We start from the raw sequence: 17,020 nt of genomic DNA, 5'->3' as shown, positions 1-17,020 counted from the left end.
CGCCGACCCCAGCCGCTTTCTCCCACGTTTGCGCGTGACGCCCGCGCGCAATGAACGTGCGCAGTCCCAACGGACACAAGGATGCACCATGACAACCAACCTGCGCATTCCCATCGCCGCGCGAATCGAGCGCCTTCCCGAATCGAACTACCTGCGCTTATCGATTCTACTGATTTCGCTTGGCACGTTCTGGGATTCGTACATGCTATTTTCAGTTGGGCCCATTTCCGCGCATTTCTTCGCTTACCTCGGGCAACCGCATCTCGCCACCGAATTGCCGCTGGCGCTTTTTTTCGGCACGTTCGTGGGCGCGGTCGGCTTGAGCACGGTGGCCGACAAGATCGGCCGGCGCGGCGCCTTCACGCTCGATCTCTGCATTCTCGCGACCGGCGCGCTGCTCGCCGCGTTCTCACCGAATGCCACGGTATTGCTGATCGCGCTGTTTATTGCGGGCATCGGCACCGGCGCGGAATTGCCGTTGTCGACGACCTACGTGCAGGAACTGTCGCCCGCGCGAGCGCGCGGCAAAATGTCGAGCTTCGCGCTGACGATCGGCTTTCTCGGCGGCACGGTGGGCGGTTTCGCCTCGATGCTGCTCGTGCCGCTGAATGACTTGCCGCTACCAGGATTTCGCATCGCATTGCTGCTCGCGGCGCTCGGCGGCTTTTCATCGCTTCTGCTGCGCATGGGCTTGCCCGAGTCGCCGCGCTGGCTGGAACGCATGGGCCGGCGCAACGAAGCCGACGACGTGATGGATAAAATCGAGCGCCGCGTCATGCGCGAAAAGAACCTCGTGATGCTGCCGCCCCCGCCGAAAACGGAATACGAAATCGAGAGCGGCGTATCGCCGATCAGCCTGCTGCTGTCGCGCGCCTATCTCCGCAGAACCATGAGTGCGTGGGGAATCGAACTGCTGCAGGGATTCGGTGCGTACGGCTTTGCCACGTTCGTGCCGTTCTTCCTTTACTCGCGCGGCTATTCGATCGTGCACGCGCTGACCTACACCGCCGTCATCCAGATCGCGTACCCGGTCGGCTGTCTGGTCTCCGTCTACATTACGGACAAGATCCAGCGCAAATGGGGCATGGCGTTCGCGTATGTGCTGAATATGATCTTCGGCCTGTGTTTTCTGCTGGCCGACTCGACCTACATGATCGTGCTGTTCGGCTTTCTCACCGAGGCCATGATCTTCATCAACGGCCCGTTGCTGCATACGTATGAGGCTGAAATCTATCCGACGGGCATCCGGGCGCGCGGCGCCGGCATCAGCTTCGCGCTCAGCCGGTTGGGCGGTTTTTTTGCGCCGCTCGTCGCGTCGTTCCTGCTGGGGATCGGTGCGGGGCATAGCTGGTTGATCGGCATCGGCGCCGCGGCGTGGTTTGCCTGTGCGCTCGTTGCCGCGATCGTCGCCGTGGATACGACCAACATCAGTCTGGAAGATCTCGAAGTGAAGCATTGACGCGCCGATCGCTGCCGGTTCCTGCGCCGGGCGGCAACGCCCTTCGCAATGGAAGCGGCAGCGATATCCTCGCGGCCCACTCAGCCGAGCCGTGCAATCAGTGCGTCCGTGAATACCGCCGTCGATGCATGCCCGCCCAGATCGGGCGTGCGCACGTTGTCGTCGTTGAGCGTCTGTCTGATCGCCTGATTGAGGCGCTGCGCGAGATTGCCCGCGCCGACGTGTTCGAGCATCAGGCCCGCGGCCAGCATCTGCGAGACAGGATTGGCAATGCCGCGCCCGGCGATATCCGGCGCCGAGCCGTGCACGGCTTCGAAAATGGCGGCGTCGGCGCCGATATTCGCGCCGGGCGCGAGGCCGAGTCCGCCGACTAGTCCCGCGAGTTCGTCCGAGAGAATATCGCCGAACAGATTCGTGCACAGCAGCATGTCGAACTGCCACGGATTCAACACGAGCTGCATCGCACAGGCGTCGACGATGCGATCGTCGACGGCCACCCTGCCCTCGTAATCGCGCGCAACCTCTCGCGCCGTCTCGAGGAAAAGACCGGTCAGCGCCTTCAGCACGTTCGCCTTGTGAACCACGGTGATTTTTTTGCGTCCATGCTCGACCGCGTAATCGAACGCGTATTGCGCGATGCGCCGGCAACCTTCGCGCGTGTTCATTCCCGTCAGAACGGCGACGCCATGCGGATCGTCACCTATCGGAATGAAATGTTCGTGCGCCACATAAAGCCCCCCGATGTTCTCGCGCACCAACACGATATCGATATCGTCATAGCGCCCCGGCACGATGGTGCGCACCGGCCGGAGATTGGCGTAGAGCGAAAACGCCTCGCGCAGCCGCACATTGACGGAGCGAAATCCTCCGCCTACGGGTGTGGTCAACGGCCCTTTCAACGCGAGCCTCGTGCGGCGAATGCTGTCGAGCGTCGTCTCCGGCAATGGTTCGCCGCCACGTTCAATTGCGGCCATGCCCGCGTGCTGAATGTCCCACGCAAAGGGCGCGCCTAATGCGTCGAGTACCTTGACTGTGGCAGCGGTGATTTCCGGGCCGATGCCGTCGCCCGGTATCAATGTCGCGGGAATGGGGGATGATCTGCTTGAACTCATCGTGCGACTCCTTCTGTGTGTTCCTGACACGGCAGTGCACTGCGACATGCTCGCGGGCAATGCCGCCGAATGCCCGGGTAGTGGCCTATTATCAAAACTTTGTGCGCGCCTCACAATCGGTTTATCGGGCATAGCAGCTATGCCGCAAAAAAGCAGGAGCGTCAGAATGGATCTGAGACGACTCGAATTGCTGATGCAGGTGTCCGCATTCGGCAGTTTTTCGAAAGCCGCCACTGTGCTGGGCATCGCGCAACCTGCGTTGGGCCGGCAGATCCAGAAGCTCGAAGAGGAATGCGGACTGCGTCTACTCTACCGCCACGGCCGCGGCATTTCGCTGACGCCGGAGGGCCTCGCACTGATCGAACGCGCGAGTCCGCTCGTGCGCCAGTTGGCTGCGATTCCAGCGGATCTCCAGTCGGAACGCGACTCGCCGCATGGACTCGTTACCGTCGGCTTGACGCCGACCGTGTGCAATCTGATCGGCATGCGCTTGATCGCTGGTTTGCGCAAAACGCATCGCAACCTGCAGGTGAACGTGGTATCGGGCTATAGCGGCTATGTGCACGAGTGGCTGATCGACGGCCGCCTCGACATGGCGATTCTGCACGACGCCCGCCGCTCGTCCACCGTCGCGGTCGATCCTTTGGCGGCCGCGGAGTTGTTCCTCGTCACGCCGGCTGCCGCCACGAACTTCGCGATACCCGACGAGACGACGCTCGCGGGCGTTGCGCAAATACCGCTGGTTTTGCCGACGCGCAACCACGGTCTGCGCCGCACGCTCGAATACGCGGCCGGCAAGGAAGGCGTGACGCTCGACGTGCAGTACGAAGTCGACACGCTCGAACTGCTCAAGGAAATGGTGGTCGCCGGCCTCGCCTGCACGGTACTCGCGAAACCCGCCGTGCTCGGTGAACTGGCTGCGGCCACGCTGCACGCGCGGGCGCTCGCGAGGCCGCAATTGCACACGCGGCTCGTGCTCGCGACCGCGGTTCATCGCCCGGTCACACACGGCATCCGCATTGTGGAACTGGCGATCAAAGCACTGTTTACAAAGCTTATCGAGCAGCACGATCAATATGGTCTCTCGCTGCCGCAGTAGCGTGAGCGAACCATAGGATTGGGCTATGTCCGTGTCATCGTTTTGGTATTTCCGCGTTGCGGGCGCTTGCTCTATATTGGTTGCAACACAACGCAGCCGCCTCAGACGCAAGACGGCGAACCACTAAACGGAGACCCCTCGCACGTCACGCGCGCCACAGCCTTACATCGGCATTGCGTGACAGTCACTTCATCGCGCCGGCAAGAACTGCAGCGTCTCTCGCAACGCCCGGTCAATCATGCCGCGACCGACCCCGCGTTCACCCAGTGCATCGGTCACGCATGCTGCTGCGCAGCGCGAGGCAATTCCGATAGCACGGTTCCTGCTCGAGCAAGCCGAGGCGCCGTATCGTACGGCAGATAGGTGTCAAACAGAAGAGGACGCAATGGAGCACACAATGAGTCAATCGAAAGAACCGATCGATGTCGTGGCGATGTTTCCCCAGGTCGCCGACATTAGCGACGCGACGCTGCGCAAGGCCGTCATTGCCACATGGGAGACGCTGTGGGAGATGAGCCCCTGGAAGCGGATCGCGGAGGTTCCGACATCGACTGAAATTCCTTATCCGACTCTGCCCCATAACCAGTGCGTGCTGGAGATGGCGATGTCGGTCGCCGATCTGTTCGAACGCCACCACGGCATCAAGGTGAATCGCGATTATCTGATCGCGGCGGCCGTGCTGCAGGACGCGAGCAAAGTGGTCGAATTCGCACCGGACGCGGAAGGCAAGGTCGTCGCCACCGATATCGGCAAACAGTATCCGCACGCCTTCTGGGCCGCGCATCTGGCCTTGCGCAACGGCATTCCCGATGAAATCGTGCACGTGCTGCTGACGCATTCGCCTCAGGCGCCGAAATTCCCCGCCACGCTCGAAGGCAAGATTCTGTACTACGTCGATCAGATAGATGTGATCGGTATTCACAAGGACCGCTGGCGCAAAGAGCTTTTCATTACGAAGTGACGCGCAGCGTGAGCAGCCATTGCCGGTTCGTATTGCCTGGAGGAAACGATGAGCAAGAGAAGCAAGCTGCGTGAATTGATTGCCGCCCCTGAAATCCTGGTGATGCCGGGCGTGTTCGATGGTTACAGCACGAGACTGCTCGGCGCATCCGGATTCGCCGCGGGCTTTGTGACCGGCGCCGGCGTGAGTGAAGCCAGTCTTGGCTGGGCCGATCAGGGCATCATGGGACTCGAGGAAAACCTGCGCGTCACGCGCGCGCTCGCCTCCTGTTGCGAGCAGCCGCTGATTGCCGACGCCGACACCGGCTACGGCAACGCGGTCAACGTGCATTTCACGGTTCGCGCATTCGACGGCGCGGGCCTCGCCGGCGTGATGATCGAAGATCAGGTCTGGCCGAAACGCTGCGGCCACATGAAAGGCAAGCAGGTGATCTCCGCCGAGGAAGGCGCGGAAAAAATCCGCGCCGCAGCGGAAGCGCGGCTCGATCCGGAGCTCCTCATCATGTCGCGGACCGACTCGCTCGCCACGCATGGCATCGACGAAGTCATCAAGCGGTTGAATATGTACGCCGAAGCCGGCGCGGACCTGCTGTTCGCCGACGCGCTGCTGGCCACGGATCATATTACGACGGTCGTCAAGAATGTCTCCAAGCCGGTTTGCGTCAACATGGGATTCGGCATTCGCCAGCGCTCCACCACGCCCTTGATTTCCGCGCGACGATTGCAGGAGTTGGGCGTGGCCGTGGTGGTCTATCCGCGCTTGCTGACGGCGGCGGCCATTCAGGGCATGAAGAACGCGATTGCAACGCTGAAGGAGTCGGTAGAAAGCGGTGATGTGATCGAACGTCCCGACCTCGTCGTGTCGTTCGAGGAACTCAACGATCTGGTCGGGATCGCGGAGCTCGAACGCATCGAACAGCGCTATCTGACACCGGAACAATATCAGCAGAAATACGAGCATGCCGCGTACGAAAAACGGCCGTGACCACCAACCCTGGCGCGGAGCTTATATGACCGATTCGGCAAAAGATCGTCAACATGCTTTAACGGATGAACCACCGGTCTGCCAATCGCCGGATGCCTCGCCGGTTGCGCTACCGTTCGTCTTGCCGCCGGGCGCATGCGATTGTCATGCGCATATCTATGGGCCGCCTGAACGGTATCCGTACCGCGATAAGCGGCGCTATACGCCCGCGCCGGTCGGCCTCGACGAATATCGCGCACTGCTCGCGAAGCTCGGCGTCACGCGCGCGGTGATCGTCCAGCCGACTGTCTATGACGACAATCGGATCACACTCGACGTGCTCAACACATCGTCCGGCGCATGGCGCGGCATTGCGCAATTGAAACCGGACGTGAGCGACGCGGAGTTGCGGCGTCTCGACGCTGCCGGATTCCGCGGCGTGCGTCTGCATACGCGCTCGGGTCTCGACGATCTGGACGCAATGGCAAGGCGCGTGGCGCCGTTCGGCTGGCACGTGCAATTGCATCTCGATGCGCGTGACCTCCCGGAGATCGGCCCTCGCCTCGCGCGTTTGCCGGTGCCTGTCGTGCTCGATCATTTCGCGCGCATTGTCGTTCAGGACGGCCTCGATCAGCCGGGTTTCAAAGCGCTGCTGACGCTCATGGAAAGCGGCCGATGCTGGGTCAAACTATCCGCGCCGTTTCGCCTCGGCGACGACATTTCCCCCTATGCCGCCGTGCTGCCGTTCGCCAAAGCACTCGTGGCAGCGCGGCCTGACCGGCTGGTGTGGGGCAGCGACTGGCCGCACTCGTCCTATCACGGCGTGATGCCCAACATGAGCGTGCTGCTCGGCCTCGTCGGCGAGTGGGCGCCCGAGGGCGGCACCCGCGACATGATTCTCGGCATCAATCCCGCGCGGCTATACGGCTTCGAATAGCCGTATAGCCGCGCGTTTTCCAAACGTGGAGAGTGGCATATGGGCAGCACGAAAATCCAGCAGATGCGAGCGCTTCTGAATTCCGGCGAAATCATCATTTCACCGGGCGTCTACGACGGCTACAGCGCGAGAGTGATCGAGAAAATGGGTTTCAAGGCGGCCTCGACGACCGGCGCGGGGCTGGCCAACTCGCGCCTGAGCCAGCCAGACATCGGCATCATGACGCTCACGGAAAATGTCGACGCTTGCCACTGGCTGGCGCGTTCCGTCTCGCTGCCGCTGATGGCCGATGCGGACACCGGCTATGGCAATCCGGTGTCGGTGTATCACACCGTGCAGTTGTTCGAGGAAGCCGGCGTGGTCGGCGTGAATATCGAGGATCAGGTCAGCCCGAAGCGTTGCGGCCACATGCGCGGCAAGGAAGTGATCGACGCGCGGGAAATGGCCAAGAAGATCGAAGCCGCGGTGAAGGCGAAATCCGATTCCGGCTTCGTGATCAATGCGCGCACGGATGCGATCGCCGTCGAAGGTATCGATGCCGCGATCGAACGCGCGAAACTGTATGTGGCCGCCGGCGCGGACATGGTCTATCCCGACGCGATCGCATCGGAAGAGCAGATCAAAAAATTCGTCGACGGCGTCAACGCGCCCGTCAGCATCAACATGGGCTTCGGCATTCGCTCGCGGCCCACCACGCCGCTGATCCCCGTGCGCCGTTTGCAGGAACTCGGCGTAAAACGCGTCACCGTCGCGCGGATGTTGCCGGCGGCCGCGATCATGGGCATGATGCGCGCGCTCGAACTGTTTCGCGACGGCGCGCAGAACGGCACGGTGCACGACCGGCCCGATCTGCTGGTGGGCATCGACGATATTACCGACCTGATGGGCTATCCGATGATCGACAAACTCGAAACGGAATTTCTGCTACCCGAGGATATCGAGCGCAAATACGGATCGAGCGCGGCGAACTACGTGGTGCGGGAGAAACGTTAGGCTTTCAGCACGCACGCGGCTTCGCGAACCGGACGAGGCTGACTCGCTGCCCGCTTCCTCGTCCGTCGATAAAACTTCCTTCAAGCCCAGTTCCTCGGCAATCCTCGACATGAGGCCGTCGCGCCGCCACTGCAACCATTTGATATAGCAGGTCTGCGATGGAGGAAAGGACGCGGGCAGTCGATGCCATCTTTCGTTCTGCGTCGTGACCCATAGGCGCTGGCGGTTCGGAGTCGAGGGTGCGCGTTCGGCAAATCCTAATATCGGTTCAGCGGTCCTGGCAAGGTGTCGCCCTTGCGCTTCGTCCTCGCCCGATTTGCACTCCGGCGTAGAACCGCGCCGATCTCTTTCCATCGAGGACGACGCCGTGCATCGTCGCCCGCATAGTTCGATTCGACCGCGGCGATCAAACTCGCGGCATCCTGATCGCCGGTCGCATCGATGTTCTCGAAGCGCGCGGGACGACCGAAGTCGCCTCCTCTATCCATCCACGCATACAAGGCCGGAATGGTCCGCCGCCACTCGCCCTTGCGCGCGGCCATTGCGAGCTTGCGCCAGGCAAGCGCGTCGCTTGCCAGCCAGCGCTTTCGCGCTTGACTCACCACACGTTCGCTACGCCGCACGAAAGACCCGACACGTGCACGCAGGGCAATCAACAGGATCATGCCCAGCACGACGGCACAGCCGACAATGACCTGCCGCGCATGAATCACGACGATTCGATGCGGCATGCCTTCACGCATGGCGTCGACGGGTAGCTCGAATAGCGGCTTTTCCCGTACCGCGGCGGCCGAGAAACGCACCGCCGGCAAGACGATCTTTTCCTTGCGCCGCGTCGTCGTGTTCCACCATTCGATCGTCACGGGCGGCAGATTGTAGTTGCCCTTGCGATCGGCGACGTAGCTCGCGCTGTCGGTCCGCTCGCCGGCGACCAGTCCGGCGCGGTCCTCGACGATGTTGCGCGTCGCCGCGGGTTTCGCGTAGCGCTTGAGGCCGGCCACGTCGGCGAGTATCGCGGGCGGAATCAGCATCGACTCGGTGCCCGCGGCGCGCTGGGTAATCGTGCGCGTGAGCGGCCCGCCGACGGCGAGATGCCCCGGCGCCGGTTCGATTTTCTGTTCGACGGTGAGTTTGGGCGCGGCGAAAAAGGTGGTCATGCCTTCAGCGCCTGGCGGCAAAGTTGCGGTGAGTTTCAACGCGGGCGTCGTCACCTGCGCCGGTCCTGTCACGCCGCCGGGATAGACGGTAATGGTCAGCGGCGCAATCTCGAAGGTCTTGCCCGCCTGCGGCGCGATCCGGTACGCGCGGCTCACGCCGAACCAGCGCGTGCCGTCGATGTCTTCGGACAGATTGTCGGCCTGCTCGTCGGGCAGATTCACGATCGCGTCGGGGATCGTGAACAACGGCCAGTTCGGCGCCTCGGTGAACCACGTGGTCGTCAGCACATCGACAACCAGCTTGACCTCGCTTCCCGCCACGACCGGACCGGCCGGTTCGAGATGCGCGCGCGCCATGATGCGCGGCGCGGGATCGGCCGTGGCGAGTCCCGATGCCAGCGAGGAAACCAGCAGCGCGACGCCGAATAGAAATCGCTTCATGGCGTGCCCCCCGTCTTCGCCGCGGATTCCTGTTCGAAGCGCTGCTGCAGGAACACGGCGGGCGACGTGTTCAGGTTGCGCATCCACGCATCCTCGCTCGGCTGTGGCGCCGCTTCGATCACAGCGGTCGTGCCACGGCCCTTCTTCTTATCGACCTGCACCTGGTCGGGCTGCTCTTCCTCGGGGTCGGCCTCGTTCTGTTTGTCTCTCGCCAGCAGCGTCTGCATGTACGCACGATTGGCCGTCGCCTGCGCGAGCTTGGGTTGCAGTTTGAGCGCGTTGTCGTAGGCCTTGATTGCGCCCGCGTAATCGTCGAGATGCGCGAGCGTATTGCCGATATAGAAATACGACTGCGCCGTCTTGAGCCGCGAGAAAGTTTCGAGCGCGCCGGCGTAATCTCCCGCCAGATATTGCGCACGTCCTTTCCACATCGGATCGTCGAAACGTTCCGCAGCCGCCTTGTAGTTGCCGTGGTCGAGATTCCAGCGCCCTTGCTGGTCGTGCGTCGCGAATAGATCGAGCCACTGCCATTGCGCCGCTTGCGCTTGTCGCGGCAACGCGCTGAAGGCGAGCGAAAGCAGCACGACGGGCAGCCACTTGACGGTCCAGCCGCGCCGGAAACTCCATAGCGCGAGCAGCAGCAACGGCAACACGAGCCAGTAGCCGCTCTCCTTCCAGCGCGGCTCGATCCTGGTCTCCTCCGCCTGTGCGAGATAGGCCTGCGCGCGATGCTGGACCCACGCCACGTCGTCGTCATCGGCACGCATGCTCGCGAGCGGAATGTCGGCATCGCGCGCGACAGTGCGGATCGCATCGGCGTCGAATGTGCCCAGCAGCGGATGGCCTTCGGCATCCATCTGGATCATGCCGTCGGGGGCGCGGATCGGACCGCCGTGCTCCGTGCCGACTGCGAGCCAGAGTAGTTGATGCCGCAGCGATTTCGCCTTTCGCACGAAGGCGTCCGCGCTGTTTGCATCGAAACCGTCGCTCATGAAGACGATCGTGCCCGCGGCCGGGTCGTTCGCGAGCAGACGCTCGGCGACGTGGAGACCGGCGGTCGCGTTCTTGCCGTCGCGCGGCATCAGCGCCGGTGAAAGCGCGGGCACGTAGAGTTCGAGCATCGCCGGATCTTCGGTCGGCGGCACGACGAGATGGCCCGTCGATGCGAACACGACGAGCCCCGTTCGCGCGCCCTTGCGCGCTCTCGCGAGATCGAGCACCTTCTGCTTCGCGCGTTCGAGACGGGTCGGCGCGATGTCGGTGGCATCCATCGAATGCGCGAGTTCGAGCACGACGACGAGCGGCGCCTTGTCCTGATTGAACGGCGGGTGTTCCTGCTGCCACGTCGGCCCCGCCGCCGCAATCGCGCCGATGCCGAGCAGCAGCGCCAGCGTATGAACCGGCTGAATCACGCGGCGTTTCGCGTCGCCGACGATCAGATGCTCCAGCAATTGCGGCGCGATCACACCACGCCAGCGCGCGCGCACGTCGTTGCGACGCAGCCAGACGAACGGCAGGCCGAACGCCGGAATCAGCAACAGCAGCCACGCCGACCGCAGGAAATGGAACGCGGTCAGATCAATTTCCATGCCGAGCCTCGCTCACCGGCACACTTTCCACGCCCTGCACGCCCCGCGCTCGCCGAGGTGCGCGCAACCACGCGATCAACAAAGCCAGCACGTGATAAAGCGCCAGAATCGACAAGCCCGCCGCGACCGGCACCCAGAAATAATCGCGCTGCGGCCGGTAGATCTCCCGTTTGATTTTCTCAGGCGTCAGTTTGTCGAGCGTCGTGTAGACATCAGCCAGATCCTTTTCCTGACCCAAGGCGCGGAACGAGCGGCCGCCGGTGATGTCCGCGATGCGCTTCAACACATCGAGATCGACGTGGTCTTCACCGGTCGTGTCTGGATCGCCGATGCCCACCGTGTGCACCACCAGCTTGTGCTGTTTCGCGATCTCGGCCGCCCGCTCCGGTGGGATCGCGCTGCTGGTGTCGTTGCCGTCGGTGAGCAGGATCAGCACCTTCTCCTGCGCATGCGAACCAGCCATCAGCTTGACGGTCAATCCGATCGCGTCGCCGATCGCCGTGCGCGGACCCGCCATGCCGATCTGCATCTGATCCAGCAGAATCCGCACGCTGTCGTGATCGAGCGTGAGCGGCGCCTGCGGATAGGCCGCGTCGCCGAACACCACGAGGCCAATACGGTCGCCCTTGCGCTTCGCCACGAAGTCGGCGACCACGCGCTTGACGGCGCTCAGCCGGTCCATGCGCTCACCGGCCGGATCGACGAAGTCGCGCGTGGCCATCGATCCCGACAGATCGATCGCCAGCATCAGGTCGCGCGCCGGTTCGTCGCGCACGACCGGCGGCTCGACGAACACCGGCTTCGCCGCCCCGATCACGAGCAGCACCCACAGCACGGGCATCAGCAAACGCAGCAGCCAGTGCCGGCGCAAACGCACGCCGCCGGGCGCCGGCTTCTCGCCGGCGGCCTGCGCCATTTCATGAAAGAACGGCACGCGCACGGCCATGGCCGTGGTGCGATAAGCCGGCACCAGCCACCACACGAGTAGGGGCAGCGGCAGCAGCGCGAACATCCACGGAAAGTCAAACTTCCACATGATGATGCTCGATCCAGTCGCGTGCATGCCGGATCAGCGCGGCCGCGTCGTCCTGCGAAAGACGCGCGACCTGTTCCGGCGGCGCATAACTCGCGAGCGTGAGCAGCGGACCGGTTTGCGCGTCGAAGCGCCCGCGCGTGCGTTGGAGAAAAGCGAGCCACGCGTCGCCAGTCAACGCCGCCACCTGTTCGCGCGGTGCCACTTCGAGCGACGTGCGTTTCAACAGCCGCGGTATCGCGGCGAGCATGGCCGCGCGTTGCAGCGGGTCCGCCTGACCCGTCGCGAGGTTCGCCTCGATTCCGGCCAGTTCCTGCAAGGCATTGCGCCTGTATCTCTGGCGCCTATAGCGACGCCAGGCCGCCCATACTCCCAGCAACACGAGCGCGATCAACATGGCCGTGACGAACACCCAGCCGATTGTTTGGGGTGCGTACGATACCGGTGTGGGTAGCGGCAACTCCTGCAAGCTCTGCAGTTGCGACGACTTATCCGCCACCGCCGACACGATCCCGGACGTATCGCTCATATGCCGCTCCCGCCAGCAGGCCGCGCGCGTTCGCCGAACAGACGCCGCACCTGATCGACGGCCGGTTCGTCGGTGGAGAGCGCCATCAACGGCACGCCGCTCGTGCGCAGCAATTCGGCCACTTCGGCCGTGCGGCCGCTGAACAGGCTCGACAACGGCCGGCGCACGCGCTCCTGTTCGACGCGCAATTCGACCTGCAAACGCCCTTCGCTGACAACGAGCGCGCGGTGGCCCGGCATCTGCTGCCACAGCGGATCGAAGATCATTGCAGCGACCACGTCGTTATGCGCCGCGAGTTGCCGCAGCAGCCGGCGCGTGCGCTCGCCCGCGCCGGCGAAATCGCTGATCACGCAGATCAGATAGTCGTGTCCCGCCAGTTGAAGCACGCCTTCTAGCGCGGCGTCGAGTTGATCGTAAGCGGTTCGGGTCTCGCTTTCGGCGTGCAGTGCGCCGTTCATCGCGGCGAGCGCGCCGAACAACGTCTTGATGCGAACGCGGCTGCGCAGCGGCTTGATGCGCGTGAGCCGGCTGTCGTTGAACAGCACGCCGCCGACGCGGTCGCCCGCGGCGAATCCCATCCACACGGCAAGCGCGGCGGCTTCAGCGGCCACCACGGATTTGAACGCGCGATGCGAGCCGAAAAACATGCTCATGCGCTGATCGACCACCACCAGAAGCGGCCGGTCGCGCTCCTCGGTGTAAGTGCGAACCTGCGGCTTGCCGAGCCGCAACGACGCCTTCCAGTCGATATGACGGACATCGTCGCCCGGCAGATAGCCGCGAATCTCTTCGAAGTTCAGGCCGCGTCCGCGCAGTCGCGACGCGTGCGCCCCGGACAGCACGCTCGACACCGGCGCGGGCGCGACGAAACTCAGGCCCCGCGCCTGGAATTCGAGCTTCGCCAGATGCGCGGCGTCGACATATACGCTGCCGATGTCAGTTGAGGACGGCACGGCCACGCCACTCCTTAGCATTGAAACGACAGCCGGATCAGGCCGGCACCGCCACCTTTTCCACCAGACGGTCGATCACCCGGTCGGCGCTGATACTGTCCGCGTTGGCATCGTAAGAAAGGATCAGGCGATGCCGCAGTACGGGATGCATGACGGCGCGCACGTCGTCGGGCGTAACGAAACTGCGCGCCTGCAGCCAGGCCTGAACACGGCTCGCGCGGTCGAGTCCGATCGCGCCGCGCGGGCTCGCGCCGACTTCGATCCACTTGCCGAGGTCCGCGTCGAGTTGCGCGCCGTGACGCGTCGCGTTGACGATCGACACGATATAGTCGTCGATCGCGGGAGCCACGGCAATCTGGCGGATTTCTTCGCGCACCGCGAAAATGACGTCCTGCGACAGCACCGTCGGCGCCTCGGCGGGCGCATTGCTCTCATGCCGCAACAGCCGCAGCATGGCGACTTCGCTATCGGGCGACGGATAGTCGATCAGCACTTTGAGAAGAAAACGATCCATTTGCGCTTCAGGCAATGGATAAGTGCCTTCCTGTTCAATCGGATTCTGCGTCGCCATCACGAGAAACAACGCGGACATCAGGTGTGTTTTTCCCGCCACTGAGATTTGCCGCTCTTCCATTGCTTCGAGCAATGCGGATTGAACCTTGGCCGGTGCGCGATTGATTTCGTCGGCGAGAATCAGATTGCCGAAAATCGGTCCGGGTTGAAAACTGAGCGTGCGTTCGGTACCGGATTGCAACAGCGTTTCCGCGCCAGTGATGTCCGAAGGCAACAGATCGGGCGTGAACTGAATACGGCTCATGGTGGCCGCGAGCCGCGTGGCAATGGCCTTGACCGTGCGCGTTTTGGCCAGACCCGGCAGGCTTTCCAGCAATACGTGACCGTCCGCCAGCAACGCGATCAACACCTGCCGAACCACGGCCTGCTGGCCCACGACCGCCTCATTCACGCTCGCTTCAAACTGCAGAACGGTCTCGCGCATCGTGCTTTCTCTCTCAAGTCATTTATGTAATATCTGATTGGACGACCCGGATGCCATGCTTGCCGCAGACACGGTAATGCACCTCTGCGTATTCGTCAAAGCTTCCAACTTGTTTAAAAAAAATTATGAAATATTAGAAAAAAATTGCTACTCTCCAACTGGCTCGTTTGCACGAGTGCAACATCCTTATTCTGTATCGCTAAGCTTGTCCTGAAGCTTGAAATAGAGAGTCGACCGTCACGTACGACGACCCGGCCGTTTCACTGCGTGAGAGAAAAGATGACGAGTGCAAGAGATCGAGTGCCAGCCGGGCCGTCCCGCTCGAACGGAACGGCCGCCGCAACAGCAACGCGTGCCTCGCGCATGCGCAAACTGTTGCTGTGGGGCACCCTGCTCGTCATGCTTCCCGCATGTGTCGGAGCCGCTGTCAGTTGGGCCTTCACGCCGCACGCTGCCGCTCATCCACAAATTGTCCTCGGCGACGGCACGCACGGCCCGCTCGGCATGGCCTGGGTGCCCGGCGGTCAGTTCCTCATGGGCAGCGACGCCAAACAGGCCCAGCCGAACGAGCGTCCCGCGCACAAGGTCAAGGTGCACGGCTTCTGGATGGACCGGCATCACGTCACGAACGCCGAGTTCCGCCGCTTCGTCGAGGCCACCGGCTACGTCACCACCGCCGAGAAAAAGCCCGATTGGGACACCCTGAAAGTGCAGTTGCCGCCCGGCACGCCGCGTCCGCCCGACAGCGCGATGGTGGCGGGCGCGATGGTGTTCGTCGGCACCAATCGTCCGGTGCCGCTGGATGATTACTCGCAGTGGTGGCGCTATGTGCCTGGCGCCAACTGGCGTCATCCGACCGGACCTGACAGCAACATCATCGGTAAAGACGACCACCCTGTCGTTCAGGTTTCCTACGAGGATGCGCAGGCTTATGCGAAGTGGGCCGGCAAGCGTCTGCCGACCGAAGCCGAATGGGAATTCGCCGCGCGCGGCGGACTCGAACAGGCGACGTACGCATGGGGCGAGCAGTTCTCCCCTGACGGCAAACAGATGGCCAACGTGTGGCAAGGCCAGCAGGCGCAGTCGTTCCCGGTCGTCAATCCGAAAGCGGGCGGCGCGCTCGGCACGAGCCCGGTGGGCACGTTCCCGGCCAACGGCTACGGCCTCTCCGACATGACCGGCAACGCCTGGCAATGGGTGGCCGACTGGTATCGCGCGGACCAATTCCGACGCGAAGCGGTGAGCACCAGCGCGATCGACAACCCCGTGGGTCCGCGCGACTCGTGGGATCCCGCCGACCAGGGCGTGCCCGTCGACGCGCCCAAGCGCGTGACACGCGGCGGTTCGTTCCTGTGCAATGAAACCTACTGCCTGAGCTACCGGCCCAGTGCAAGACGCGGCACCGATCCCTACAACAGCATGTCGCATCTCGGCTTTCGCCTCGTGATGGACGAAGACACCTGGAAAGAAGCCGGCGCGCGTCAGGCCTCGGCGAGAGCCGCGGGCGCGCCTGGCATCGCCGGCGGGTAGCCGTGCGTCCAACGGCTGCCTGAGCGCCAATCGACTGCTGCCTGATTGCTCTTTATTTGCTGCGCGTTTTGCTTTTAAGCGCTGTTTCGCGCCTCCGCGAGGTGTTGGCGCGCGTCGCGAGTGTTGGTTCAACTCGTCGGTTCAACTCGTCGGTTCAACTTGTTGTTCCAATCGAACTGGAGTCCGGATGCAACTGTGCCGTCAGCCTGTGTGGTCAAGCCGTGCGCTGCGCCTGCTCCGGGCTGCCTGCGTCGCACTGAGTCTTGCCGGTTGCGCCGCGCAGCACGACGCCGTCACGCCCGCCCAGCCGCAGGCGAACCAGCCTGCCGCCGCGTTGCCTTCGTGGCGCGACACGAAGGCCAAACAGACCATCCAGTCCTTCGTCGCCGATGTCACCCGCGAAGGCTCGCCGACGTACGTGCCGCCCGCGGATCGCATCGCCGTGTTCGACAACGACGGCACGCTGTGGAGCGAACAGCCGCTGTATTTCCAGTTGGTCTTCATGGTCGCACAGGTGAAGGCGGTCGCGCCGCAGCATCCCGAGTGGAAAGACAATCCGGCATTCAAGGCGCTCGTCGCGAAGGACTACGGCGCGCTCGCGAACCAGCAGAAGGCGTTGCTGCAACTAATCGGAGTCGCCAATAGCGGCATGACCGTCGACGCTTACGACAAAACGATCCGCGCGTGGCTCGACAGCGCGCGACATCCAAAATTCAGCCGGCCGTATACGGAGCTCGTATATCAGCCGCAACTTGAATTGCTCGCCTATCTGCGCGCCAACGGCTTCAAGACCTTCATCGTTTCGGGTGGCACGATCGAATTCATGCGGGTTTGGGCCGAGAAGGTTTACGGCATTCCGCCCGAGCAGATCATCGGCTCCAGTCAGGCGGTCCAGTACGAGATGCTCAACGGCCAGCCGGCTCTCGTACGACAGCCGAAAATCGATTTCGTCGACGACGGTGCCGGCAAACCCGTCGGCATCTATCGCAACATCGGCCGCAAGCCGATCCTCGCGTTCGGTAATTCTGACGGCGATCTGCAGATGCTGCAGTACACCGCGAGCGGTCCCGGACGGCATCTCGCGTTGCTGCTGCATCACGACGACGCCGCGCGCGAGTTCGCGTACGACCGTGCGTCGAAAGTCGGCAAGCTCGACAAGGCGTGGGACGAAGCGGTTGCCGACGGCTGGACGGTGGTCAGCATGAAAGACGACTGGCAAACGGTGTTTCCGGCGCCGAAGCAGTAAGCCGCGCGAAGCGGCGAGCGC

Annotated in this window: 15 protein-coding genes; 8 read left to right on the top strand and 7 right to left on the bottom strand. The window is 63.2% G+C overall.

Annotated elements, in window-relative coordinates:
• Positions 1-88 precede the first annotated feature (88 nt).
• Positions 89-1,459, top strand: a complete 1,371-nt coding sequence (locus ACQKRQ_RS13570; RefSeq protein ID WP_408311226.1) for an MFS transporter — start codon at positions 89-91, stop codon at positions 1,457-1,459.
• Between the two features lie 80 nt (positions 1,460-1,539).
• Here ACQKRQ_RS13570 and ACQKRQ_RS13565 read toward each other — a convergent pair whose 3' ends face one another.
• Positions 1,540-2,571 (bottom strand): isocitrate/isopropylmalate dehydrogenase family protein, encoded by a 1,032-nt coding sequence (locus ACQKRQ_RS13565; RefSeq protein ID WP_427477495.1) that lies wholly within the window; start codon positions 2,569-2,571, stop codon positions 1,540-1,542.
• A gap of 166 nt (positions 2,572-2,737) precedes the next feature.
• On the opposite strand from ACQKRQ_RS13565, the gene ACQKRQ_RS13560 reads away from it, so the two are divergent.
• The 5 genes from ACQKRQ_RS13560 (at position 2,738) to ACQKRQ_RS13540 (ending at position 7,524) form a co-directional block, all read left to right on the top strand.
• Entirely contained in the window at positions 2,738-3,670 is a 933-nt protein-coding gene (locus ACQKRQ_RS13560) for a LysR family transcriptional regulator (RefSeq protein WP_427477493.1), read from the top strand.
• A gap of 397 nt (positions 3,671-4,067) precedes the next feature.
• Positions 4,068-4,631 (top strand): hypothetical protein, encoded by a 564-nt coding sequence (locus tag ACQKRQ_RS13555; RefSeq protein ID WP_132374412.1) that lies wholly within the window; start codon positions 4,068-4,070, stop codon positions 4,629-4,631.
• A 48-nt stretch (positions 4,632-4,679) separates the two neighbouring features.
• Positions 4,680-5,615 (top strand): isocitrate lyase/PEP mutase family protein, encoded by a 936-nt coding sequence (locus tag ACQKRQ_RS13550; protein ID WP_342960538.1) that lies wholly within the window; start codon positions 4,680-4,682, stop codon positions 5,613-5,615.
• A gap of 25 nt (positions 5,616-5,640) precedes the next feature.
• Entirely contained in the window at positions 5,641-6,531 is an 891-nt protein-coding gene (locus ACQKRQ_RS13545; RefSeq protein WP_427477491.1) for an amidohydrolase family protein, read from the top strand.
• Between the two features lie 39 nt (positions 6,532-6,570).
• Positions 6,571-7,524 carry an isocitrate lyase/PEP mutase family protein gene (locus ACQKRQ_RS13540; protein WP_132374409.1) on the top strand — a complete coding sequence of 318 codons (954 nt, stop codon included), beginning with the start codon at positions 6,571-6,573 and terminating at the stop codon, positions 7,522-7,524.
• 257 nt (positions 7,525-7,781) lie between these two features.
• On the opposite strand, the gene ACQKRQ_RS13535 is transcribed toward ACQKRQ_RS13540, so the two are convergent.
• Genes ACQKRQ_RS13535 through ACQKRQ_RS13510 form a run of 6 tightly spaced genes read right to left on the bottom strand, consistent with a single transcriptional unit; the run spans position 7,782 to position 14,223 of the window.
• On the bottom strand, positions 7,782-9,122 hold the full coding sequence (locus ACQKRQ_RS13535) for a hypothetical protein (RefSeq protein ID WP_427477489.1): 1,341 nt from the start codon (positions 9,120-9,122) through the stop codon (positions 7,782-7,784).
• Complete coding sequence (locus ACQKRQ_RS13530) at positions 9,119-10,711, bottom strand: vWA domain-containing protein (RefSeq protein ID WP_427477487.1); 1,593 nt, start codon at positions 10,709-10,711, stop codon at positions 9,119-9,121. Before ACQKRQ_RS13530 ends, ACQKRQ_RS13535 begins: the two co-directional genes overlap by 4 nt.
• Positions 10,701-11,747 carry a vWA domain-containing protein gene (locus ACQKRQ_RS13525; protein WP_427477485.1) on the bottom strand — a complete coding sequence of 349 codons (1,047 nt, stop codon included), beginning with the start codon at positions 11,745-11,747 and terminating at the stop codon, positions 10,701-10,703. Before ACQKRQ_RS13525 ends, ACQKRQ_RS13530 begins: the two co-directional genes overlap by 11 nt.
• Positions 11,734-12,273, bottom strand: coding sequence for a DUF4381 domain-containing protein (locus ACQKRQ_RS13520; protein ID WP_427477483.1), 540 nt, complete (start codon positions 12,271-12,273; stop codon positions 11,734-11,736). Before ACQKRQ_RS13520 ends, ACQKRQ_RS13525 begins: the two co-directional genes overlap by 14 nt.
• Entirely contained in the window at positions 12,270-13,247 is a 978-nt protein-coding gene (locus ACQKRQ_RS13515) for a DUF58 domain-containing protein (protein ID WP_427477481.1), read from the bottom strand. Before ACQKRQ_RS13515 ends, ACQKRQ_RS13520 begins: the two co-directional genes overlap by 4 nt.
• A gap of 16 nt (positions 13,248-13,263) precedes the next feature.
• Positions 13,264-14,223 carry an AAA family ATPase gene (locus ACQKRQ_RS13510; RefSeq protein ID WP_427477479.1) on the bottom strand — a complete coding sequence of 320 codons (960 nt, stop codon included), beginning with the start codon at positions 14,221-14,223 and terminating at the stop codon, positions 13,264-13,266.
• A gap of 363 nt (positions 14,224-14,586) precedes the next feature.
• On the opposite strand from ACQKRQ_RS13510, the gene ACQKRQ_RS13505 reads away from it, so the two are divergent.
• Together ACQKRQ_RS13505 and ACQKRQ_RS13500 are read left to right on the top strand one after the other, a co-directional pair.
• Positions 14,587-15,753, top strand: coding sequence for a formylglycine-generating enzyme family protein (locus tag ACQKRQ_RS13505; RefSeq protein WP_427477477.1), 1,167 nt, complete (start codon positions 14,587-14,589; stop codon positions 15,751-15,753).
• Between the two features lie 187 nt (positions 15,754-15,940).
• Positions 15,941-16,999, top strand: coding sequence for an HAD family hydrolase (locus tag ACQKRQ_RS13500; protein WP_427477475.1), 1,059 nt, complete (start codon positions 15,941-15,943; stop codon positions 16,997-16,999).
• Positions 17,000-17,020 lie beyond the last annotated feature (21 nt).

The sequence above is a fragment of the Paraburkholderia sp. NPDC080076 genome (assembly GCF_050281145.1).
Taxonomy (GTDB): domain Bacteria; phylum Pseudomonadota; class Gammaproteobacteria; order Burkholderiales; family Burkholderiaceae; genus Paraburkholderia.
This window is presented reverse-complemented; position numbering and strand designations above follow the sequence as displayed.

What these genes read in the sequence shown, in the direction of transcription:
- ACQKRQ_RS13570 (WP_408311226.1), top strand. Translation starts at nt 89, where the DNA reads ATGACAACCAACCTGCGCATTCCCATCGCCGCGCGAATCGAGCGCCTT.
- ACQKRQ_RS13565 (WP_427477495.1), bottom strand. Translation starts at nt 2,571, where the DNA reads ATGAGTTCAAGCAGATCATCCCCCATTCCCGCGACATTGATACCGGGC.
- ACQKRQ_RS13560 (WP_427477493.1), top strand. Translation starts at nt 2,738, where the DNA reads ATGGATCTGAGACGACTCGAATTGCTGATGCAGGTGTCCGCATTCGGC.
- ACQKRQ_RS13555 (WP_132374412.1), top strand. Translation starts at nt 4,068, where the DNA reads ATGAGTCAATCGAAAGAACCGATCGATGTCGTGGCGATGTTTCCCCAG.
- ACQKRQ_RS13550 (WP_342960538.1), top strand. Translation starts at nt 4,680, where the DNA reads ATGAGCAAGAGAAGCAAGCTGCGTGAATTGATTGCCGCCCCTGAAATC.
- ACQKRQ_RS13545 (WP_427477491.1), top strand. Translation starts at nt 5,641, where the DNA reads ATGACCGATTCGGCAAAAGATCGTCAACATGCTTTAACGGATGAACCA.
- ACQKRQ_RS13540 (WP_132374409.1), top strand. Translation starts at nt 6,571, where the DNA reads ATGGGCAGCACGAAAATCCAGCAGATGCGAGCGCTTCTGAATTCCGGC.
- ACQKRQ_RS13535 (WP_427477489.1), bottom strand. Translation starts at nt 9,122, where the DNA reads ATGAAGCGATTTCTATTCGGCGTCGCGCTGCTGGTTTCCTCGCTGGCA.
- ACQKRQ_RS13530 (WP_427477487.1), bottom strand. Translation starts at nt 10,711, where the DNA reads ATGGAAATTGATCTGACCGCGTTCCATTTCCTGCGGTCGGCGTGGCTG.
- ACQKRQ_RS13525 (WP_427477485.1), bottom strand. Translation starts at nt 11,747, where the DNA reads ATGTGGAAGTTTGACTTTCCGTGGATGTTCGCGCTGCTGCCGCTGCCC.
- ACQKRQ_RS13520 (WP_427477483.1), bottom strand. Translation starts at nt 12,273, where the DNA reads ATGAGCGATACGTCCGGGATCGTGTCGGCGGTGGCGGATAAGTCGTCG.
- ACQKRQ_RS13515 (WP_427477481.1), bottom strand. Translation starts at nt 13,247, where the DNA reads ATGCTAAGGAGTGGCGTGGCCGTGCCGTCCTCAACTGACATCGGCAGC.
- ACQKRQ_RS13510 (WP_427477479.1), bottom strand. Translation starts at nt 14,223, where the DNA reads ATGCGCGAGACCGTTCTGCAGTTTGAAGCGAGCGTGAATGAGGCGGTC.
- ACQKRQ_RS13505 (WP_427477477.1), top strand. Translation starts at nt 14,587, where the DNA reads ATGCGCAAACTGTTGCTGTGGGGCACCCTGCTCGTCATGCTTCCCGCA.
- ACQKRQ_RS13500 (WP_427477475.1), top strand. Translation starts at nt 15,941, where the DNA reads ATGCAACTGTGCCGTCAGCCTGTGTGGTCAAGCCGTGCGCTGCGCCTG.